Origin of the sequence: Pseudomonas sp. PDM32 (assembly GCF_019219225.1) — a bacterium.
Classification (GTDB): Bacteria; Pseudomonadota; Gammaproteobacteria; order Pseudomonadales; family Pseudomonadaceae; genus Aquipseudomonas; species Aquipseudomonas laurylsulfatiphila.
In genome coordinates, this window is record NZ_JAHUWE010000010.1 from 1 (window position 1) to 22,493 (window position 22,493).

Below are 22,493 nucleotides of genomic sequence, written 5' to 3' on the forward strand. Positions count from 1 at the left end.
CTCGATTACCTGCCCGGCGAGGCCGGGTAAATTCACTTGCCAGCCGGCATCGACACTGTCGCTGCACAGCGGCTGATTCGAAAGGCTGTAAGTGGTGGACAGGTTTGAAGGCGCATCGAGCAACGCAAACAATCGTGGATCGCGTTGCCGAGCAAGACGGCCAGCCCCGTCATACAGCTGATGCGTGATCCGTGACTCGGGCGGATCCCCTGCCACGCGACGGTGATAGGCCACAGCACGTACGGCTAAACCCCGAGGGTCGACGGCGCTCAGCGTTGGTGTGTGAATGTGCATGCACAGGGCGCCCGACTTTGAGAGGTTTCAACACACGCAGTGTTCCGATGCGTGGCTCGTCGCCAATCTAGGCGCCCTTGTCAGCAGCGTCTACTGTCAGAAATAACAGGTGGATGCTTGCGGGCTCAACTCAGCGTCCCCCACCCAGATCAACAAATGTCCCCGTTGCATAAGAAGCCTTGTCCGACAACAACCAGACAATCGCCTCCGCCACTTCATCCGGCCGCCCACCGCGGGCCATGGGAATTGCCGATTCAAGCTTGCTGACCCGGTCCGGATCGCCGCTCAAGGCATGGAAATCGGTGTAGATGTAGCCCGGGCGCACCGCATTGACACGGATTCCCTCTCCCGCCACTTCCTTGGACAGGCCGATGGTGAAGGTGTCGAGCGCACCTTTTGACGCCGCGTAATCAACGTATTCGTTGGGCGCGCCCAAGCGTGCAGCCACCGAGGACACGTTGACGATGCTGCCACCCTGCCCGCCGTGCTTGGGTGACATGCGCAGGATCGCGTGCTTGGCGCAGAGGATCGGCGCCAGGACGTTGGTTTTCATGATCTTGAGGATGCGGAACTCGGACATTTCGTCGACCCGGGACTTTTGCCCCACGGTGCCGGCGTTGTTGACCAGCGCCGTGACCCGGCCCAGTTCATTGTCGACCCGATGGAATAGCGCGATGACTTCGTCTTCGATGCTGACGTCGGCCCGTACCGCAATGGCTTGCGCACCGAGGGCGCGGACTTGCTCCAGCACGACGAGTGCAGCCTTTTCGTCCGCCTGGTAGTTGATGCAGATCCGATAGCCCTGCGCGGCGGCCAACAGTGCGGTGGCGGCACCAATGCCGCGGCTGCCGCCGGTGATGACGATGACTTTGTCCATGCGAGCCTTCCCCCAATCAAAGCTTAAGCGGTCGGGGGCAAGAATAACCGCCATTGATGGTTTTTGCATGGCTTCGGCAGTGCTTTGTGGCGAGGGAGCTTGCTCCCGTTCGGCTGCGAAGCAGTCGGGATTTCAGGTGGCGCTGTAAGCTGAAAAGCTGGGGCCGCTTTGCGACCCAGCGGGAGCAAGCTCCCTCGCCACGGGTCAACTGGCAACCAGTGCCTCGCCGCGATGGATTTCCATCATGAAACCTGCGGCCGGCAGCGGATGCCCCAGCAGGTAACCCTGCAACGAGTCGCAGCCCAGTTGCGTCAGGAAGTCCTGCTGCGAGTCCGTCTCCACACCTTCGGCAACGATGCGCAACCCCAGCGCCTGGCCGAGCGCCACGATGGCCGAAACGATGGCGGCGTCATCGCTGTCGCGCTCCAGGTCGCGGACAAAACCGCGGTCGATCTTCAGCTCGTTGGCCGGCAGGCGCTTGAGGTACATCAAACTCGAATAACCCGTGCCGAAATCGTCGATGGACAGGTCGACACCCATTTCCGAGAGCTCCTGAAGCACCGTCATGCTCGCGTCGGCATCGCTCATGGCGGTGGTTTCAGTGATTTCCAGGGTCAGGCTATTGGCCGGAAGATGGTGAGTCGCCAGTGCCTTGGCGACGCTCTGGACCAGTCCGGCATGGCAAAACTGGATGGCCGACAGGTTCACGGCGATGCGCCAATCGGTGTAGCCCAGCACGTACCACTCGCGCATCTGGCGGCACGCTTCGTTGAGCACCCACTCGCCGATCGGAATGATCAGCCCGGTTTTTTCCGCCAGTTCAATGAATTTGTCCGGCAGCAGCAACCCTTGCGTCGGGTGTTCCCAGCGCAACAGGGCCTCGGCGCCCACCGGCCGGCCATTGGCGGCGTCGAACTTGGGCTGGTAATGCAGGCTGAATTCCTGATGTTCCACGGCATTGCGCAAATCCTGTAGCAATTGCAGTTGCTTGCGCGCGTTGGTGTTCATCGAGGCGTCGAAAAAGCTGTAGCCGTTTTTACCCGCGCCCTTGGCGTGGTACATCGCCGCGTCGGCGTTCATCAGCAATTCGTGGGCGGACTGCCCGTTACCCGGATAGAGCGCAATGCCGACACTGGCGGAAATGTGCAAATCATGCTCGGCAACCCGGAACGCCTGCGCGATCAACCCGACCTGGCGGGCCGCGAGGTTCAGGGCATCGTTCTGTTCGCTCAATTGCACCAGCAACACGAACTCATCGCCGCCGATCCGCGCCAGGGTGTCCTGGCTGCGCAAGTCTTCGCGCAGGCGCAGGGCCACTTCGCGCAACAGCAAGTCACCCATGTGGTGGCCGAAGGCATCGTTGACGGGCTTGAAGCCGTCCAGGTCGATGAACATCAGGGCAAAGCAACCACCCTCTTCACGAACCCGCGACATGGCCTGATCGATGCGGTCGGCGAGCAACGTCCGGTTCGGCAACCCGGTGAGGGTGTCATGCAGGGCCAGTTGGGTCAGTTCACGGTTGGCTTCAGTCAGCGACTGGGCCAGGCTCGCGGTGCGGGCCTCCAGGCGTGCATCGAGGATCGAGGTCAGCAAGGCGATGCTCAGCACCGCCAGCGTGGTGATCAGCACCAGGTTGTCCAGGCCCTTGCCGCTCAACCCATCGACCGCTGCTCCGCAAAAGCTGCCGTCGGCAAAGCGTGCAGCGGCCATCCCGGTGTAGTGCATGCCGACGATGGCGATGCCCATGATCACGGCGGCACCGCCACGGATCAGACGGACATAAGGCGTGTGTTGGCGCAAACGGAAAGCGATCCACAATGCCGCGCCCGAGGCACCGACAGCGATCATCAGCGACGCGCCGAACAGCGTCGGGTCATAGTCGATGCCCGGTTGCATGCGCATGGCGGCCATGCCCGTGTAGTGCATCGCGCTGATGCCGGCGCCCATGACCAGCGCGCCAAAGGCCAGTTGCCAGGCCGGCAGTTTTGGCTGACTGACCAGCCACAGCGCAAAACCGCTGGAGAGCACGCCGATCAACAGCGACAACAGGGTGATTGCGCCGTCATAGCCCAGATCGATCGGCAGCTTGAATGCGAGCATGCCGATAAAGTGCATCGACCAGATGCCGATGCCCATGGCAATGGCCCCGCCCGCGGTCCACAAATGCACGGCACGGCCTTTGGCAGTGGCAATGCGTCCGGTCAGGTCGAGTGCGGTATATGAGGCGAGAATCGCTACACAGAGCGAAATGATAACCAGGGTGGGGGAATAGCTACCGATGAGCATGGGGACTTCTCGCGAATGCCCCCGTTAATGGTATTGATTCTCGCCGGGGGAAAATGCGGCGATTGTACTGATTCCGAATGAGAACGCACTCACAAAATTAGCAAAGGGCCATCAGTCCGATGAAACGCTTGTTTTAAGGTTTTACATTAACGGGTTCAGCGCTCGAAAATACCGAGCCAAAGCCTTTGTGGCAGACATTGTGGCGAGGGGGCTTGCCCCCGTTGGGTCGCGAAGCGACCCTGAATTCAGCCGCCCACACTCCACCAGAACGGTCATGGTCTCGCTCTTTTGCGAGCGCTTCGCACTCGAACGGGGGCAAGCCCCCTCGCCACAGGTTGCTCTGATCCGGGTTATTGGCTTTCGCTCACCTCAAGCTGCCCGTCCCAGCCACCGCCCAGCGCGGCAATCAACTGCACGCTGGCGATCAGGCGGCTTTGCAACAGGTCCAGGTTGCTGCGCTCATTGTTCAGCGCCGCCGCCTGGGTCACCACCACATCGATGTACGCGATCAAGCCGGCCTTGTACTGATTCTGGGTCAGGCGCAACGATTCACGGGCGGCGTCCAGCGCCTGTTGGCGCACGACGGCTTCGTCCTGCAGCACCTTGAGCTGCACCAGGAAGTTTTCCACTTCGCGGAACCCGTCCAGCACGGTCTGGCGGTACTTGGCCACTGTTTCGTCATAGGCCGCTTCACTGCGGTCGACTTCCGCCGAGCGCTGGCCGCCGTCGAACAGGGTCATGGCCAATTGCGGCCCGACCGACCAGAAGCGGTTCGGCAGGCTGAACAAGTCTTTCGAGGTACTGCTGCTGTAACCACCGTTCAAGCTCAGGGTCAGGTCCGGGTAATAGGCCGCCTTGGCCACACCGATGTTGGCGTTGGCAGCCATCACCGAGCGTTCGGCGGATGCGATGTCCGGGCGACGCTCCAGCAACTGCGAAGGCAGGGCCGGCGGCACTTGCGGCAACTGCGGAATGTCCTGGCTTTCCGCCAGGCTGAACTCCGCCGGCGGCAGGCCGATCAGCACGGCGATGGCGTTCTCGAACTGCGCGCGTTGCCAGATCAGGTCGATCATGTCCGCTTCGGTGCTCTTGAGCTGGGTCTGGGCCTGGGCCACGGCGTCCTTGCCCGATACGCCGGCGCGGTACTGGTTCTCGGTCATCTTCAGGGAGCGCTGATAAGCCTCGACCGTGTCCTGGAGCAGGCGCTTCTGACCATCGATCACGCGCAATTGCAGGTAATTCTGTACCAGCTCCGACTGTTGACTCAGGCGCATGGCCGCCAGATCGGCAAAGCTTGCCTGGGCATTCGCGGTGTCGGCTTCCAGGCCTCGGCGCAGCTTGCCCCACACATCCGCTTCCCAACTGACGCCCGCCTGGGCCGAATAGGTGTCGCGAATACCGCTGGACGAACTGCTCAGGCTGGAGTTGCTGCTGCCGGTGCCCTGGCTTGAACGGTTCTTGCTGACGTTCAGGTCGACCGTGGGGAAAAACGCCCCGCGTGCGCTGCGCACCAAGGCCTGGGCCTGGCGGTACTGGGCTTCGGACTGGGCGACGGTCTGGTTGGCGCTGTTGAGCTTCTCGATCAGGCCATTGAGCTGTTGATCGCCATACAGCTCCCACCATGCGCCGCGCGCCAGGGCATCGCTCGGGTTGGCCTGGCGCCAGCCTTCTGCGGCCTTGTACTGCGCAGGTTCCGCGGTTTGCGGGCGCTGGTAATCCGGGCCGACGGCGCAGGCACTGAGCATCGCCACGCACAGTGACAGGCTCAGCAGACGCGAGCCTCGAGCCGTGATCAGCGGTGCAGCCAGGTTGAAAAGCGAACGTTCAGTCATAGCGGAGTTTCCAGAGCAGCATCGGTACGCACCCCACGCCATTTGTTGAAGCGATGGCGCAGTTTGTCGAGATAGAGGTAAACCACCGGGGTGGTGTAAAGCGTCAGCACCTGGCTGAAGATCAGCCCGCCGATGATGGTCAGGCCCAGCGGCTGGCGCATTTCCGCCCCTTCGGCGCGGCTCAGCAGCAACGGCAAGGCACCCAGGATCGCCGCCAGGGTGGTCATCAGGATCGGTCGCAAACGTTGCAGGCAGGCACTGCGAATCGATTCCAGCGGTGCCATGCCCTGATGCCGCTCCAGCTGCAACGCCAGGTCGATCATCAGAATGGCGTTTTTCTTCACCACGCCGATCAGCAGAAACAGCCCCAGCAACGAAATCAGGCTGAACTCGCCGCCCAGAGCATAGATCGACAGCAACGCGCCGACCCCGGCGGACGGCAGGGTGGACAGGATGGTCAGCGGATGAATGTAGCTTTCGTACAGCACACCCAAGACCAGATACACCGCCACCAGCGCCCCCAGAATCATCCACGGCTGACTTTTTTGGGTCGCCGCGAAAGCGTCGGCTGTGCCGGCCATTTTCGCGATCACCTCTTCCGGCAGCCCGACCTTGGCAATCGCCCGCTCGATGGCAGCACCGCCCTGCTCCACGGTCACGCCTTCAGCCATGTCGAAGGCAATGCTTTCCGAGGCGAACTGGCCTTCATGGCTGACCCGGTCGTTTTCCAGGCTGTTTTCGTAATGGGCGATGGTCGACAGCGGGATCCGCGCGCCATCGGCAGTGATCACCTGGACCTGCTTGAGGGTGACCGGGTCCTGGGCGTATTTCGGGTTGACCTCCATCACCACCTGATACTGGTTGAGGCTGTCGTAGATGGTCGAAATCTGCCGCTGGCTGTAGGCGTTGTTCAGCACCGCCGTGACCATGTCCATGTCGACACCCAGGCGCTTGGCCTGGTCGCGGTCGACGATCAGGGTCACTTGCCGGGCGCCCCGGCCTTCCCGCGCATCGATGGCCGTCAGTTCCGGCAAGGCCTTGAGCGCGCTGACAACTTTCGGATACCACTCGCGCAATGCCCCGAGATCCCCGCTTTGCAGGATGTACGAGTATTGCGAGGTGGTCTGCTCACGGCCGCCACCGAACTGCAGGTCCTGGTCCGCCATGAGCATCAGCTGTGCGCCGGGTACCTTGGGCATTTCCTTGCGCAGGCGTTCGATGACTTTCTGCGCGGAAATGTTGCGCTCCTTGATCGGCTTCAGGCGTACCAGCATGAAGGCGTTGTTGGTGCCGTTACTGCCGCCTATGAAGCCGGCGACGCTTTCTACCGCCTCATCCTTCAATACAGCCCGACGGAAAATCTCCATCTTCGGCTGCATCACGCTGAACGACAGGCCGTCGTCGCCGCGCACGAAACCGATCAGTTGGCCGGTATCCTGCTGAGGTAAAAATGTTTTAGGAACAACGATATACAGCGCAATATTAACGCCGATTGTCACGAACAGACTGAGCAACGTCAGGCGTTTGTGGCGCAGCACCCAGTCGAGGCTGATGGCGTATTTGCCAACCATCCAGTCGTTGGCCCGCCGGCTCCAGCGTTGCAGGCGGTTCTCCTGCCCCGGCGTGTGCGGCTTGAGCCAGCGGGCGCAGAGCATCGGGGTCAGGGTCAACGACACCAGCAGCGAAACCACGATGGCCGCCGCCAGGGTGATGGAGAATTCGCGGAACAGGCTTTCAATGATCCCGCCCATGAACAGGATCGACAGGAACACCGCCACCAGCGACACGTTCATCGACAGCAGGGTAAAGCCGACTTCCTGGGCGCCGAGGTAGGCCGCCTTCATCGGCCGCACGCCTGCGTCGATGTGCCGGGAAATGTTCTCCAGCACTACGATGGCATCGTCCACCACCAGCCCGGTGGCCAGGATCAGAGCCATCAGCGACAGGTTGTTCAGCGAAAAGCCGTAGAGGTACATCACGGCAAAGGTACCGACCAGCGACACCGGCACCGCCAGGGTCGGGATCAGCGAGGCGCGGAAGTTACCGAGGAACAGGAACACCACCAGGATCACCAACGCCACGGCAATCAGCAAGGTCATTTCCGCTTCATGCAGCGTGGCCTTGATCACCGGAGAACGGTCCATGGCCAGGTTCAGCTTGACGCTGGCCGGCAACACCGCCTGCAACGCCGGCAACTGCGCCTTGATCTCGTTGACCGTCTCGATGATGTTGGCCCCGGCCTGCCGGTTGATCACCAGCAGCACCGCCGCGTCGTCGTTGAAGAAACCGCTGTTGTAGCGGTCTTCGACGCCGTCGCTGACCTTGGCCACGTCCTTGAGGCGCAGGGCCGCGCCGCCGTTGTAGTGGATGATCAGCGACTCGTAGTCCTTGGCTTTTTCCAGCTGGTCGTTGGCCTGGACCTGCCACAGCCGCTGATCGTCTTCCACCGAACCCTTGGGCCGGCGCACGTTGGCATTGGCGATGGTATTGCGCACATCGTCCAGGGCCACGCCGTACTGGTTAAGCGCCTGCGGTTCGAGCTCGATACGCACCGCCGGCAGCGAACTGCCGCCGATCTGCACCTCGCCGACGCCCTGCACCTGGGACAGGCTCTGGGACAGGATCGTCGAAGCCAGGTCATAGAGCTGACCTTTTTCCAGCACATCCGAGGTCAGCGACAGCACCATGATCGGCGCCTGGGACGGGTTGACCTTCTTGTAGGTCGGCATGCTGCGCATCCCGCTGGGCAGCAGGTTGCGCGAGGCGTTGATGGCCGCCTGCACTTCCCGCGCCGCGCCGTTGATGTCGCGGTCGAGGTCGAATTGCAGGATCACACGGGTCGATCCCTGGCTGGACCTGCTGCTCATGGTGTTGACCCCGGCGATGGCGCCGAAGGAGCGCTCCAGCGGCGTGGCCACGGTCGACGCCATGACTTCGGGGCTGGCGCCGGGCAGGCTGGCCTGGACCACGATCACCGGAAAGTCCATTTGCGGCAGCGGCGACACGGGCAGCAAACCGAAGCTCACGCCACCCAGCAGCATGATCGCCAGGCTCAGCAACATGGTCGCGACCGGGCGCTTGATGAAAGGTCCCGAGAGATTCATCGATGACTGCTCCCGGCACCAACCCGCGAGCCCTGCAGCCCCTCGGTGGGAGCGGGCTTGCTCGCGAAGAGGACCTTGCATTCAACATCCCTGTCGACTGACCGGACGCCTTCGCGGGCAAGCCCGCTCCCACAGGTTATGCAGGCATTCATACCGCCGTCTCCTGAGCGCCGGTCTTGCCAAAGCGCCGACCGAGACGATCGAAATACAGGTAGATCACCGGCGTAGTGAACAGGGTCAACACCTGGCTCAGCAATAGGCCGCCGACCATCACCAACCCCAGCGGCTGGCGCAGTTCCGCGCCGGAACCGGTGGCCAGCATCAACGGCACGGCACCAAAGAGCGCGGCCAGGGTCGTCATCAGGATCGGCCGGAAACGCAGCAAGGCGGCCTGATAGATCGCCGTTTGCGGGTCCATGCCCTGGTTGCGCTCGGCGTCGAGGGCAAAGTCGATCATCATGATCGCGTTCTTCTTGACGATGCCGATCAGCAGGATGATGCCGATGATCGCGATCATGCCCAGGTCGTTGCCGCTGAGGATCAACGCCAGCAAGGCACCCACCGCCGCCGACGGCAAGGTCGAGAGAATGGTGATCGGGTGGATGTAGCTCTCATAGAGCACGCCCAGCACGATGTACATGGTCACCACCGCCGCCAGGATCAGCAGCAAAGTGCTCGACAACGAAGCCTGGAACGCCTCTGCCGCGCCCTGGAACTGTGTCTGCACGCCAATCGGCATGCCGATGTCCTTCTGCACCTGCTCGATGATCTCGACCGCATGCCCCAGCGCCACGCCGGGCGCCAGGTTGAAGGACATCATCACCGCCGGGAACTGGCCGATGTGGGTGATCGCCAGTTGCGCCTGACGTTCCTCGATATGCGCCAGGCTGGACAGGCGTACCTGACCGCCATCGGTGGTCTTGACGTGAATCTGGTTTAACGCATCCGGGCCGATCTTCTCGCCGGACTGCGATTGCAGGACCACGCGGTACTGGCTCGCCTGGGTGTAGATCGTGGAAATCTGCCGCTGGCCGAAGGCGTCGTACAGCGCGTCGGTAATGTTCGACACCGACACCCCGATCCGCGACGCCGCATCGCGGTCGATCACCAGATAGACCTGCAAGCCCTTGTCCTGCAGATCGCTGGCCACGTCGGTCAGCTCCGGGCGGGCGGCCAAGGCTTCCACCAGGCGCCCGCTCCACAGGCTCAGCAGCTCCGAGTCCGGTGACGACATGCTGAACTGGTACTGCGTGCGGCTGACCCGGTCCTCGATGGTCAGGTCCTGCACCGGCTGCATGAACAGACGGATGCCGACCAGCTTGTCCAGCTCCGGTTGCAGGCGGGCAATCACTTGCGTTGCACTCAGGTCACGGTCGTGGTGCGACTTGAGGTTGATCAGTAAACGGCCGCTGTTGAGGGTCGAGTTGTCGCCGTCCACGCCAATGTAGGAAGACAGGCTCTCGACAGCCGGGTCGGCCAGAATCACCTTGGCCAGCTCCTGCTGACGCTCGCTCATGGCGGCGAAGGAAATCGATTGCGGCGCTTCGGAGATACCCTGGATAACCCCGGTGTCCTGCACCGGAAAGAAGCCCTTGGGCACCACCATGTACAAGAATACCGTCAGCGCCAGAGTGCCAATGGCCACCATCAAGGTCAGGGGCTGGTGCTTGAGCACCCACTGCAATTTGCGTCCGTAAGCAGCGATCATCCAGTCGATGAACGCACCGCTGGCGCGATAGAAACGCCCCTGCTCGGCTTCCTTGGGTTCGCGCTTGAGCAACCGCGCGCACATCATCGGCGTCAGCGTCAGAGAAACCACCAGGGAAATCAGGATCGCCACCGCGAGTGTAATGGCGAACTCGCGGAACAAGCGCCCGACCACGTCCGCCATGAACAGCAGCGGGATCAGCACGGCGATCAGCGACAACGTCAGGGAAATCAGGGTGAAACCGATCTGTTTGGCGCCCTTGAGCGCCGCGTTCAGCGGGCTGTCGCCCTCCTCGATGAAGCGCGCAATGTTCTCCAGCATGACGATCGCATCGTCCACCACGAAACCGGTGGCGATGGTCAGGGCCATCAGGGTCAGGTTATTGACCGAGAACCCGGCCAGGTACATCACGCCGAACGTGCCGATCAACGACAGCGGCACGGCCACCGAAGGAATGATCGTGGCGCTGGCGCGACGCAGGAACAGGAAGGTGACCATGACCACCAGGGCGATGGCGATCAGCAATTCGTGCTGCACGTCCTTGACCGAGGCGCGGATGGTCTGGGTGCGGTCGGTCAGCACCACCACGTCGAGGCCGGCCGGCAGGTTGTCGGTGATGCTCGGCAGCAAGGCCTTTATTCGGTCCACCACCTCGATCACGTTGGCACCCGGCTGACGCTGGATGTTGAGCAGCACGGCCTGGTTCTCGTTGGCCCATGCGGCGAGCCGTTCGTTCTCGGCGCCGTCGACAATTTCAGCCACGTCCTTGAGCCGCAACGGCGCGCCGTTGGCATAGGCCAGGATCAGGTTGGCGTAGTCCTTGGGCGAGGTCAGTTGATCGTTGGCATCGAGCATCGAAACCCGGGTCGGGCCGTCGAAGTTACCCTTGGGCTGGTTGACGTTGGAGGCACCGATCAGGGTGCGCACGTCCGACAGGTTCAAGCCGTTGGCCGCCAGGGCCTCCGGGTTGACCTTGATCCGCACGGCCTGGCGTTGACCACCGGCGATGCTGACCATGCCGACGCCGCTGATCTGGGCGATTTTCTGCGCCATGCGCGTATCGACCAGATCGTTGAGCTTGGGCAGCAACATGGTTTTGGAGGTGATGGCCAGGGTCAGCACCGGCGTATCGGCCGGGTTGACCTTGTTGTACACCGGCGGTGCCGGCAGGTCCTTGGGCAGCAGGTTGGTGGCCGCGTTGATCGCCGCCTGCACCTGTTGCTCGGCCACGTCCATGTTGATGTCGAGGCTGAACCGCAACGTCAGTACCGACGCGCCGCCGGAACTGGTGGAAGCCATTTGCGTCAGGCCGGGCATCTGCCCGAACTGCCGTTCAAGCGGCGCGGTCACCGCGCTGGTCATGACATCCGGGCTGGCGCCGGGGTACAGGGTCATGACGCGAATGGTCGGGTAGTCGACCTGGGGCAGCGCCGACACCGGCAGCAGCCGATAGGCAATCACGCCTGCCAGGATAATCGCCAGCATGCTCAGCGTGGTGGCTACCGGGCGAAGGATGAACAGCCGCGAGATGTTCATGCGCCACCCTTTTTCGCCTTGTCGGTGGTCGCGGGCTCAGCCGCGTTGACCGCCGACTTGCCTTGCAGGTGTTCGGTTGGCGTGGTCGGCACGTCCTGGCTGTCGTTGACCACCTCCACGTCGCTGCCGTCTTTCAGGCGGTCGGTGCCTTCCAGTACGACCCGCTCGCCCGCGGACAGGCCTTCGGTGACCACGGTGTTCAGGCCGTCACTGGCGCCGACTTTCAACTGACGGATCCTGACCTTCTTGTCACCGTCCAGGACATAGGCGAATGTGCCGTTGGTGCCGAACTGGATCGCGGCGGACGGTGCGAGCACCACGTTTTTGAGGGTGTCGGCCAGCAGGCGCACATTGACGAACTGGTTCGGGAACAGCGACTGATCGCGGTTCTCGTAACGGGCCTTGAATTTCAGGGTGCCGGTGGAGACGTCGATCTGGTTGTCCAGGCTCTGCAGCACGCCAGTGGCCTGCAATTTGGTATCGCCGCGATCCCAGGCTTCAGCCGGCAATTGGGCACCGCTGCGATAACGGGCGAGCACGGTGTCGAGGCTGTTTTCCGGAAGGGTGAAGGCCACGCTGATCGGTTGGGTCTGGGTGATGATCGCCAGGGCGGTGGTGTCGTTGGCCGCCACCAGGTTGCCGACGTCCAGCTGACGCAGGCCCACGCGACCGGTGATGGGTGCGCGGATCCGGGTGAATTCAAGGTTGAGTTTGGCATCGTTGACCGCTGCCTGATTGGTCTTGACCGTGCCCTGGAACTGACCGACCAGCGCTTCGGCGGTGTCCAGGGTCTGCTTGGCAATACTGTCTTCGCGGTACAGGCCGCGATAGCGCTCGACATCGACCTGGGCGTTTTTCAGTTGCGCCTGATTCTGCAGCAAGGTGCCTTCGGCTTGCAGCAAGGCGTTCTGGTAGGGGCGCGGGTCGATTTCGGCCAGCAGGTCGCCGGCCTTGACCATCTGCCCTTCTTCGAAAGAGATCTTGACCAGCTCACCGCCGACGCGGCTGCGCACGTTGATGGTGTTCAGCGCCGTGACCGTGCCCAGCGCCTTGAAATACAGCGGGAAGTCACCGGTAACGGCCGGAGCCACCCGCACCGGTACCGGCCCTGACGCACCGCCGAATCCCGGACGCATGCCACCCGATCGACCAGTATGCCCGGCAACGGCTTTCTGCCCCGCCGCCTCTTTGGGTGCAGCGCTGCCCGGCCAGAATTTCCAGCACAGGGCGGCGATGACCAACAGGACAAGCAGGCCGAACAGCCAGCGACGGGGACTACGGGAAGCGGAGGATTGCATTGAGTGATCAACCATTGGGCGCGTGGGCTTTTTTACATGAGGCTGAACGATAAGCACTGGCGGGTTTTAAGCAAAGCGCCTTTACCGGCAATTTACTTTCGGCTTACGTAACAGGAGTTTTGTGTAAGACACTGAAGCACAAATGAAAACGGCCTGGACAGGGCCAGGCCGTTAATAAGTGTAAAGGTACGCTTATTTCAGAACAGCAAGTGCCGCTTCGTAGTTCGGCTCGTCAGCGATTTCGCCAACCAGTTCGCTGTGCAGCACGTTGTCGTTCTCGTCCAGAACTACCACGGCACGAGCGGTCAGGCCCTTGAGCGGACCGTCGGCGATGGCCACGCCGTAGTTCTGGATGAACTCGGCGCCGCGCAGGGTCGACAGGTTCTGTACGTTTTCCAGGCCTTCGGCGCCGCAGAAGCGGGCCTGGGCGAACGGCAGGTCAGCGGAGATGCACAGCACAACGGTGTTGGCCACGTCGCTGGCCTGGGCGTTGAACTTGCGTACCGAGGTGGCGCAGGTCGGGGTGTCAACGCTTGGGAAGATGTTCAGCACTTTGCGCTTGCCGGCAAAGTCTTTAAGGGTGACGTCGGACAGATTGCCGGCAACCAGGGAAAAGGCTGGCGCCTTGGAACCGGCTTGTGGCAGTTGGCCGTTGACTTGAACCGGGTTGCCTTTAAGAGTGACTTGAGCCATGAACGGAGTCCTTCTGAACGTTGTGGTGGAGAATTTTGACGAGGCCGAAGTTAACCACGAAATTGTCCTGCGACCTACGGTCAAACATAAATTGTCATGTAACAGGGCACAAAACTGGATACAACCCGTAACCCTGTGGGAGCAGGCTTGCTCCAGGCGGCGATCCGACGAAAGCGCAATGTCATGCAACATCGCTGGCGACTGATCTGACGTCATCGCGAGCAGGCTCGCTCCCACAGGGTTCGCTTGTTAGCCGAACAAGTCGGCAAAAGTACAGAGTACGCCCTCACCCGCCGCTTCCCGATGTACATGACGAAAGGTACGCGACAGCTCATCGACGAAAACTTTTGTTAACACTCTGTCGAATTGCTCCACCGTCGTTCGACTATAAATCGAACCACTCAACTGCAACGGAGACGAGACCATGCGATTCATGATCATCATCAAGGCCAGCCAGGAATCCGAAGCCGGCGTCATGCCCAGCCAGGAACTGCTGACCGCCATGGGCAACTACAACGAAGAACTGGTCAAGGCCGGCATCATGCTCGCGGGCGAAGGCCTGCATCCGAGCAGCAAGGGCGCTCGAGTAAAGTTTTCAGGTGACAAACGCACGGTGATCGACGGCCCCTTCATCGAAACCAAGGAACTGATTGCCGGTTTCTGGTTGTGGAAAGTGAAATCCAGGGAAGAAGCCATCGAATGGGTCAAGCGCTGCCCCAACCCGATGCCGGGCACCGAGGCCGAGATCGAGATTCGCCAGGTGTTTGAAGCCGAAGACTTTGGCGCCGAGTTCACGCCGGAACTGCGCGAGCAGGAACAGCGGGTTTGGGAGCAGGCGAAGAAGAACTGACGGATTCGACCTTTTCCTCTGTTTCCTGTGGGAGCACGCCCGCTCCCACATTGAACTAGATAGCCACTCAACTTGCTTGGGCAAGCCCTTGATCCATATTAACTTTTTAGTACATAAAAATAACGAGAATCCACACACAAAACGAAAGAATTAATCCACAGGACTGGCCAACCCATGGTTAACTGCTAACTTCATCCGATAAGTCCTACAGGCTTGATCGGAAAGGGATTACGCAGTTACGGCCAAACTTAAGGGCCGTCTGCCCAATCAGCCACCAGGGAGCCGGGGGATTAATGTCAAAGCAATTGTGGAAGTACGCCTTCGTCTGGGTGACTTCGCTCGCGCCTGCTTTTTGTGCTCACGCCGATAACGCCGAGACGGCCAACAAAAGCAACAACCCGCTGAACTTGGCGCCCGGCGTCAACCTTCAGGACTACTACACCCCGAAGTTGTTCGACACCAACGCTCATACCAATGACGCACTGCTGCGTGGCGCGTTGCCCATGGCGCCGAATGATTTCATTGGTGTCCCGCAACTGTTGCGCGTCACCCTTCCCGTCAGCACCCGCCCGGATCCCCACAACGGCTACAGCACCGGCATCGGTGACCTGAACCTGTTCGATATTTTCCTGCTCAAGACCGAAGGCGTGCAGTTGGGCGTCGGCCCACAAATCACTGCACCGACCGCTGAGCAGGATGAGTTGGGAACCGGCAAATGGCAGGCCGGACTGTCCGCCATCGCCATCGACTCCTCGCCGCGTGGGCTCCTCGGCGCACTGGTGCAGTACCAGAGCTCGTTCGCCGGTGATCACGACCGCCCCCATGTCGAGTCCGCCACTTTCCAGCCGTTCATCATCCACAACCTGGAAAAAGGCTGGTACCTGCGCTCCACCGGCATCTGGACGTTCGACCTGAAGAACAACACTCACTACATCCCACTCGGTTTGGGTGGCGGCAAAGCCTGGAAGTCCGGGTCCAATATCCTCAATGCCTTTATCGAGCCACAGTGGACCGTTGACCGAAAAGGCGATGGCTTGCCGCAATTCACACTGTTCGCCGGGATCAATGTCACCTTCGGTAAATAAGGACTTTTGTATGCACGGTGCACTTCGCGCAGCCGGTTTCAGCCTGATGACAATGTTCGTCAGTTGTGGTGCAGGGGCCAGTGTCGACTTCACCGCCACCCCGGACGAAGCCCGGGCCATTGCCAAGGAAGCCTATCTGTACGGTTTCCCGGTGGTGGAGATGTACAAGACCCTCTACACCCAGGCCGTGGACAGGAAGAGCCCGAATTTCAAGGCACCGTTCAATCAGATCGGCAATACCGCCAAGGCGTTTACCGCGAAGGACACGGCGTTCGTCACCCCGAATTCCGATACGCCCTACTCCTTTGTCTGGATGGATTTGCGCGCCGAGCCGTTGGTGCTGACCCTGCCGCCCATCGAAGAACACCGTTACTACTCGGTGCAACTGATCGACGCCTACACCCAGAACTTTGGCTATCTGGGCACTCGCAGCACGGGCAACAACGGGGGTCACTACATGATTGCCGGTCCAAACTGGCAGGGTCAGCAACCGGTCGACATCGACCGCATGGTCCGCAGTGAAAGCAACATCGCTTACGCGCTGTACCGCACGCAATTGTTCGATGAAAAAGACCTGGCCAAGGTCAAGCAGATCCAGAAAGGCTACAAGGTCGAACCCCTGAGTCACTACGTCAAACAGAAAGCTCCGGCTGCCGCGCCGAAAATCGACTGGCCGAAACCGACGCCGACCATGAGCGAGACCCCGGACCTGTTTCGCTACCTGAATTTCATGCTGGCATTCACCCCGGCCCAGGACGTCGAAAAAGACCTGCTGGCGCGCTTCGCAAAAATCGGCGTCGGGGCCGAAAAACCCTTCAAGCTCACTGATCTCAGCGCCGAACAACGCAAGGCACTGGAAGACGGCATCAGTGACGCGAGGGCCGAGTTCGCCGAATTCAAGAAAACCAAAGTCGACACCCATGAGATCAGCAGCGGTGACCTGTTCGGCAGTCGCGACCACCTCAAGGGCAACTACCTGTACCGCTATGCAGGCGCCAACATGGGGATTTTCGGCAACTCTGCCGAAGAGGCGAACTACTTCGGCTATTTCATCGACAAGGACGAAAGTCCGGTCGATGCGTCGAAAACCGACTACACCCTGCATTTTGACAAGGACGCCCTGCCCCCGGTCGATGCGTTCTGGTCCCTGACCATGTACGACGGCAAAAACAAATTGCTGGTGGCCAACCCGCTCAATCGCTACTTGATCAATTCGCGGATGTTGCCCGACCTCAAGCTCGATGCCGATGGCGGCCTGACCCTTTACGTGCAGCACAAGGCACCGGCCAAAGCATTGCAAAGCAACTGGCTGCCGGCACCGAATGGTCCGTTCTACGGCGTTCTGCGCCTGTACCTGCCAAAACCGGAAGTCAACAACGGCCAGTGGAAACTGCCGCTGTTGACGCCGGCCACCCCACAACAATAAGCGGAGTCGTTCATGATCAGGCCTTTCGTAGTGCGCCCCTTGTTGGCGCTGTGCATGGTCAGCGTCAGTCCATGGGGCCTGGCGGCCGAAGGCGGTGTCGGTCGCCCGATCACCGGCCAACAAGTATTTTCCGATGCCGGGATCGTGCCCCCGGAGCCGGGTTGGGTCATGTCCCTGACCAGCATCTGGTACGACGGCGACCTCAAGGGCAACGCTCAGGTGCCGATCGTGGGCGCCCTGGGTACCGGGCTGGACATGAAAGTGTCTTACACCATGGCCAACTTCACTCGCGTCTGGGACACGGGCAAGGGTCCCTGGAACTACGCCTCGGCCATCGGTGTACCGGTGCAGTACACCGACATTACCGCAAGCATCACCGGCCCTCGCGGCAGGACCCTGGGCTCCGAGGATACCGGCACCCAGTTCGCCGACATGCTGGTGACGCCGATTGCCGCCGGTTATCACTTCGACGAGCTCAACCACATCGCGTTCTCGCTGCCGATCTACGTGCCGACCGGCGCCTACAACGACGATCGCCTGGCCAACCCCGGGCAGAACACTTACACCTTCATGCCGACCGTGGCGTTCACTCACCTGGACGGCAAGGGCGGCGAGTTCACCCTGTCGAGCGGCCTGGAGTTCTACACCGAGAACGACGCCACCGATTATCGCAACGGCAACATTTTCACCCTCGACGCCCTGTGGACCCACGGCTTCGGCAACGGCTGGAACGCCGGCTTGGTGGCAGGCTATATCCAGCAGGTCACCGATGACTCCGGATCCGGCGCAACCAGCGGTTTTCGCGGGCGCTCGGTGGGTGCGGGCCCGACGGTAGGCTGGAGCGGCAAGTTTGCCGACGCCCAGGCCAACATCAGTGCCCGTTGGGTGCCGGAGTTCGACACCAAGAACCGGCCCGAAGGCAATGGCATCAGCGTCAACCTGACCCTGGCATTTTTCTAAGAGGTAGCCCGGGATGGCCATCAGTACTCGTTTGACCTTTTGCAGTGTCCTGTTCAGCGGCTTCGCCTGCGCCAGCGGTGAATTGCCCACGCTTACTGACGCGCCGGCGCAGGCCGCCGCCAAAGGTGACCCCGAGACTTGTCACCGGCTGCAACAGGACTTCGACATCGACCTGAAAAAAGTCGTGGCGGCCGGCTGCGACCCGTCGACCGAGCAAATCGCCAAGTTGATGGATAACCCGGTGGGCAATCTGGTGTTGCTGTTCAATCAGTTCGACTACACCGCACTCAAGGGTCCGCACAGCAACGGCACACGCATGTTGGGCAAGTACAGCTTCATGCCGACCTTCCCGATTTCCATCAGCGAAGACTGGAACCTGATCAACCGCCTGCCCGTCAGCTACGTCAGTGCGCCAGTCAATCACAAGGCGGGCAATCTGATCGGCATGGGTCCCAGCGATATCCTCAGCGACCGTGGCGACTTTGCCTCGGTCGTGCAAGACCCATTCGACCGCACCAGCGGTTTTGGCGATCTGGCCTATGTCGGTGTGTTCTCGCCCAAGGAGCCGGTGCGCTTCGCCGGGGGCGGCAAGATGGTCTGGGGGTTCGGCCCGACCGCGATGTTTCCCACTGCGGAAAAAGACGTCCTGGGCACCGGCAAATATTCCCTGGGCCCGGCGTTCGTCGCCGCGTATCTGGGCGAAGACTGGACCCTGGGCCTGTTCCCGCAACACTGGTGGTCGGTCGGTGGCGACAGCCAGCGCAAGGATGTGAGCCTGACCAACATTCAGTATTTCATCCAGCGCGCCATTCCTGGCCCCGAGCAATGGCGGATCGGCATGACGCCCAACGTCACTGTGAACTGGAAAGCCGAAGGCGGCAACAAAGTGACCTTCCCTGTCGGCCTCGGCGCCGGGCGGATATTCAACTTCGGCAAGCTGCCGGTGCGTATTTCCGGGGAGATCCAGTATTCGGCGATTCACCCCGACGACCTCATCAGCAGTCGCTGGAATTTCCGACTGTCATTCATTCCGGTCATTCCGACCTTCATGCTTTGAGCGAGGAAACTTTCATGACCGCTCTCAACGACCTCAACGCCCTGCAAGCCAGCATCGCCGAAGCGGTGCTCGGCCAGGACCAGGTCATTCGACAAATCCTTGTGGGCCTGCTGGCCAACGGTCATCTGCTGCTGGAAAGCCTGCCCGGCCTGGCCAAGACCCGCACGGTGAAAGCACTGGCCAAACACCTGGACGCGAAGATGAGTCGCATCCAGTTCACCCCGGACTTGCTGCCGTCGGACATCACCGGCGCCGAGGTACTGCATCAGGTCGAAGGCAAGAACGAAATCCGCTTCCAGCCCGGCCCGCTGTTCGGCAACCTGATCCTGGCCGACGAAATCAACCGTGCGCCGGCCAAGGTCCAGGCGGCGTTGCTCGAAGCCATGGAAGAACGGCAGATCACCGTGGCCGGCAACAGCCATGCCCTGCCGGAACTGTTCATCGTGGTGGCGACCCAGAACCCGATCGAACAGGAAGGCACGTACCCGCTGCCGGAAGCGCAGATGGACCGCTTCCTGATGAAAGTGCTGCTCGATTACCCGAGCGCGGAAAACGAAAGCCAGGTCCTGCGCCTGCTGCGCGAAGAAGAGCAGGCACTCGGCGCCAAAACGGCTGCGGTGCAGGGGTTCGCCCTGGCCCAGGACGTGATCTTTGCCGCGCGCCGGGAAGTCAGTGCGGTGCACGTGTCCCCGGCCATCGATCGCTACCTGATCGACCTGATCAACGCCACGCGCCATCCGGCCGACTACGACGCCGATCTCGGGCGCTGGATCAGCATCGGCGCCAGCCCTCGCGGCGGTATCGGCCTGGACCGGTGTGCCCGGGCCGACGCCTGGTTGCAGGGCCAGGATTTCGTGTCTCCGGACAACGTCCGCGCCGTGGTGCACCCGGTGCTGCGCCATCGTCTGCAACTGAGCTACGACGCGGTGGCCGATGGCGTGAGCGCAGACCAGGTGCTCGACCGTCTGCTCGATAAAGTCGCGATCCCGGCCTGATGCCCATGAACAGCGTCGACGGCCTGGTGTATGTCTCTCTGGCGCAGTTGATGGCCCTGGAGTTCAAGGCCCGTGACCTGAGTTTTGTCGCTCGCCAACCTCAAGGCAGCATCCTCGCGGGCAATCACGCTTCACGCTTGCGTGGCCGCGGCCTGAACTTCGATGAACTGCGCCGTTATCAGCCGGGGGACGATTTGCGTCATCTCGACTGGCGCGCCTCCCTGCGCACCGGCAAACCGGTGGTACGCACATTCACCGAAGAGCGCGACCGCCCGGCGCTGATCCTCGTCGACCAGCGCATGTCGATGTTCTTTGGTTCGCAACGCAGCTTCAAATCCGCCGTCGCCGCCCAACTCGGCGCCCTGGCGGCATGGATGGTGTTCAACGCCGGCGACCGCGTTGGTGGGCTGGTATTCAACGATCAACGCATCGACAGCATCGCCCCACTGCGCAGCCGCAAACGCGTCGAGGCGCTGTGCAGTCGCATAGCCCAACAAAACCAGGCACTCAATGCGGGCAACCCGGATGCTGAAGGCGCAGACCAACTCGACAAGGTCCTGCAGCATTGCCTGGCCGTGGCCGGTCACGATCACCTGATCTGCATCGTCAGTGATTTTGCCGGGGCCGGCGAACGCACCTTGCAGCTCATGCGGCAACTGGCGGCCCATAACGACGTGATCGCCATGCAGGTCTATGACCCGCTGGCGCTGAACCTGCCGAAAAACGGCCGCGTGCTGATCACCCAGGGGCAATTACAGGTGGAATTGGCGGTGGATCGGCAACAGGTGCATCAGCCCTTGGGGGATTTTCTCAGCGGTCGGCTCAAGGACGTCGCCACTTTGCTGCGCCGCAGCCAGGTGCCGTTAATGATGTTCAGCACCGCCACCGAAGCCCACGAACAACTGCGCGCCGAACTGGGCAAGCTCGCCGGGAGACGCCGATGAACGCCGCTATCCCGAGCATCGACCAACTCAAGGAAATGGCCCTGCCGGCTCCGGTCAGCTATGCGCCGCAGACCTGGGGTTGGTGGGCATTGCTGACATTGTTGGTGCTCAGCCTGTTGCTGGTCTGTGCCCGACGTTACTGGCAATGGCGGCGCGATCGCTATCGGCGCGAGGCGCTGGCACGGCTGGCGGAGTTGCAGCAACGCAGCAACGACCTGAATGCATTGCGCGAACTTCCGGAGTTGCTCAAACGCGTGGCCCTTTCCATGCCCGCCCCCCATGCCCCCTGTAGGAGCTGCCGAAGGCTGCGATCTTTTACCGCTGAAGATCAAAAGATCGCAGCCTTCGGCAGCTCCTACAGGGGGACGGTTGCGGCGTTGGGGAAAGAGGAATGGCAGGCGTTTTTGCAGCGGCACAGTAAACAGCCCTTACCGGCCGATTTCAGCCAACAACTGGCGCGGCTTGCCTATGCGCCGGACGCTGCCTTGCGGGACATGCCCAGCGAACAGCGACAGCAACTGTTCAGTACCTGCAAAACCTGGGTGGAGCGTCATCATGTGGCAGCTTGATTACCCCTGGTTGCTGATCCTGCTGCCATTGCCATGGTTGGGTTATCGCTACCTGCCCGATTACCGCGAGGCGCGCAGTGCCGTGCGCGTACCGTTTTTCGGCGCCATGAGCCGTGCTGTCGGCCAGGCACCCAGCCAGGCCGGTACCCGCAGCAACGGCTGGCAGTTGCTGCTGAACCTGCTGGTCTGGACACTGTTGCTGCTGGCGGCGAGCCGGCCGGTGTGGGTGGAACAGCCCATCGAGCGCCAGCAGCCGGTGCGTGACCTGATGCTGGCCATCGACATTTCCCAGTCGATGGAAACCACCGACTTCACCGACGCCAACGGCCAGAAAATCAACCGCCTGGCCGCCGTCAAGGACGTAGTGCACGGGTTCATCGACAAGCGCAAGGACGATCGAATCGGACTGATCGTGTTTGGCACCGGCGCCTATCCGCAGGCACCCTTGACCCTCGATCACGCCAGCCTGTCACTGCTGCTGGACGACACCGGCATCGGCATGGCCGGCCCCAACACCGCCATCGGCGACGCCATCGGCCTGAGCCTGAAACTGCTGGAGCAGGCCCACGAGCAGGAAAAAGTGCTGATCCTGCTCACCGACGGCAACGACACCAGCAGCGCCATCACCCCGGATCATGCGGCCGCCATGGCTGCCGCCAAGGGGGTGGTGATTCACACCATCGGCATCGGCGACCCGAACGCCGAAGGCGAAGCCAAGGTCAACCTGCAAGGTTTGCAGGACATTGCCCAGGCCACGGGCGGACGCTTCTTCCGTGCCGAAGACCGCAACGCCCTGGATCAGGTCTACAGCACCCTCGACAAACTCACCCCGCATCAGGTGAAAACCCTCAGCCACCAGCCCAAACGCGATCTGTTCTGGTGGCCACTGGGCGCGGCCCTCGCGCTGCTGGCGATGTATCACCTGGGCGCCCTGCTGCTTCCACGGCTGATGCTCGCCCGTCAACGGCAGGAGGACTGA

General features: G+C 61.6%; 16 protein-coding genes and 1 pseudogene. 9 read left to right on the forward strand and 8 right to left on the reverse strand.

What is annotated here, in order from left to right; translation table 11 throughout:
- From KW846_RS19310 to tpx, 8 genes and pseudogenes are all read right to left on the reverse strand, one after another.
- Positions 1-294 (reverse strand): annotated as a pseudogene (locus KW846_RS19310) (hypothetical protein); the annotation flags it as partial.
- Between the two features lie 130 nt (positions 295-424).
- On the reverse strand, positions 425-1,171 hold the full coding sequence (locus KW846_RS19315) for an SDR family oxidoreductase (protein ID WP_218484362.1): 747 nt from the start codon (positions 1,169-1,171) through the stop codon (positions 425-427).
- Between the two features lie 204 nt (positions 1,172-1,375).
- Entirely contained in the window at positions 1,376-3,457 is a 2,082-nt protein-coding gene (locus tag KW846_RS19320) for a bifunctional diguanylate cyclase/phosphodiesterase (protein ID WP_218484364.1), read from the reverse strand.
- Positions 3,458-3,807: 350 nt separating this feature from the next.
- On the reverse strand, positions 3,808-5,289 hold the full coding sequence (locus KW846_RS19325) for an efflux transporter outer membrane subunit (RefSeq protein ID WP_218484367.1): 1,482 nt from the start codon (positions 5,287-5,289) through the stop codon (positions 3,808-3,810).
- A complete protein-coding gene (locus tag KW846_RS19330; RefSeq protein WP_218484370.1) occupies positions 5,286-8,393 on the reverse strand; it encodes an efflux RND transporter permease subunit in 3,108 nt (1,035 codons plus the stop codon). Before KW846_RS19330 ends, KW846_RS19325 begins: the two co-directional genes overlap by 4 nt.
- Before the next feature lie 148 nt (positions 8,394-8,541).
- A complete protein-coding gene (locus tag KW846_RS19340) occupies positions 8,542-11,637 on the reverse strand; it encodes an MdtB/MuxB family multidrug efflux RND transporter permease subunit (RefSeq protein ID WP_218484373.1) in 3,096 nt (1,031 codons plus the stop codon).
- Positions 11,634-12,950, reverse strand: coding sequence for an MdtA/MuxA family multidrug efflux RND transporter periplasmic adaptor subunit (locus KW846_RS19345; protein ID WP_218484376.1), 1,317 nt, complete (start codon positions 12,948-12,950; stop codon positions 11,634-11,636). The genes KW846_RS19340 and KW846_RS19345 overlap by 4 nt, the downstream gene beginning before the upstream one ends.
- A 177-nt stretch (positions 12,951-13,127) precedes the next feature.
- A complete protein-coding gene (gene tpx, locus KW846_RS19350; RefSeq protein ID WP_007974363.1) occupies positions 13,128-13,628 on the reverse strand; it encodes a thiol peroxidase in 501 nt (166 codons plus the stop codon).
- 424 nt (positions 13,629-14,052) lie between these two features.
- On the opposite strand from tpx, the gene KW846_RS19355 reads away from it, so the two are divergent.
- The 9 genes from KW846_RS19355 (at position 14,053) to KW846_RS19395 (ending at position 22,493) form a co-directional block, all read left to right on the forward strand.
- Positions 14,053-14,478 carry a YciI family protein gene (locus KW846_RS19355; RefSeq protein WP_218484378.1) on the forward strand — a complete coding sequence of 142 codons (426 nt, stop codon included), beginning with the start codon at positions 14,053-14,055 and terminating at the stop codon, positions 14,476-14,478.
- A 293-nt stretch (positions 14,479-14,771) separates the two neighbouring features.
- Positions 14,772-15,563 carry a hypothetical protein gene (locus KW846_RS19360; RefSeq protein WP_218484380.1) on the forward strand — a complete coding sequence of 264 codons (792 nt, stop codon included), beginning with the start codon at positions 14,772-14,774 and terminating at the stop codon, positions 15,561-15,563.
- A gap of 10 nt (positions 15,564-15,573) precedes the next feature.
- Positions 15,574-16,989, forward strand: a complete 1,416-nt coding sequence (locus KW846_RS19365) for a DUF1254 domain-containing protein (protein ID WP_218484382.1) — start codon at positions 15,574-15,576, stop codon at positions 16,987-16,989.
- Positions 16,990-17,001: 12 nt separating this feature from the next.
- Positions 17,002-17,949, forward strand: coding sequence for a transporter (locus KW846_RS19370; protein ID WP_218484384.1), 948 nt, complete (start codon positions 17,002-17,004; stop codon positions 17,947-17,949).
- Positions 17,950-17,962: 13 nt separating this feature from the next.
- On the forward strand, positions 17,963-19,006 hold the full coding sequence (locus KW846_RS19375) for a hypothetical protein (protein WP_218484386.1): 1,044 nt from the start codon (positions 17,963-17,965) through the stop codon (positions 19,004-19,006).
- A gap of 14 nt (positions 19,007-19,020) precedes the next feature.
- Positions 19,021-20,001 carry a MoxR family ATPase gene (locus tag KW846_RS19380; RefSeq protein WP_102673574.1) on the forward strand — a complete coding sequence of 327 codons (981 nt, stop codon included), beginning with the start codon at positions 19,021-19,023 and terminating at the stop codon, positions 19,999-20,001.
- Positions 20,001-20,945: a DUF58 domain-containing protein gene (locus KW846_RS19385; protein WP_371321763.1), complete on the forward strand. Its 945-nt coding sequence runs from the start codon at positions 20,001-20,003 to the stop codon at positions 20,943-20,945. Before KW846_RS19380 ends, KW846_RS19385 begins: the two co-directional genes overlap by 1 nt.
- Entirely contained in the window at positions 20,942-21,514 is a 573-nt protein-coding gene (locus KW846_RS19390; protein WP_218484392.1) for a DUF4381 domain-containing protein, read from the forward strand. The genes KW846_RS19385 and KW846_RS19390 overlap by 4 nt, the downstream gene beginning before the upstream one ends.
- Positions 21,501-22,493, forward strand: coding sequence for a VWA domain-containing protein (locus KW846_RS19395; RefSeq protein WP_218484395.1), 993 nt, complete (start codon positions 21,501-21,503; stop codon positions 22,491-22,493). Before KW846_RS19390 ends, KW846_RS19395 begins: the two co-directional genes overlap by 14 nt.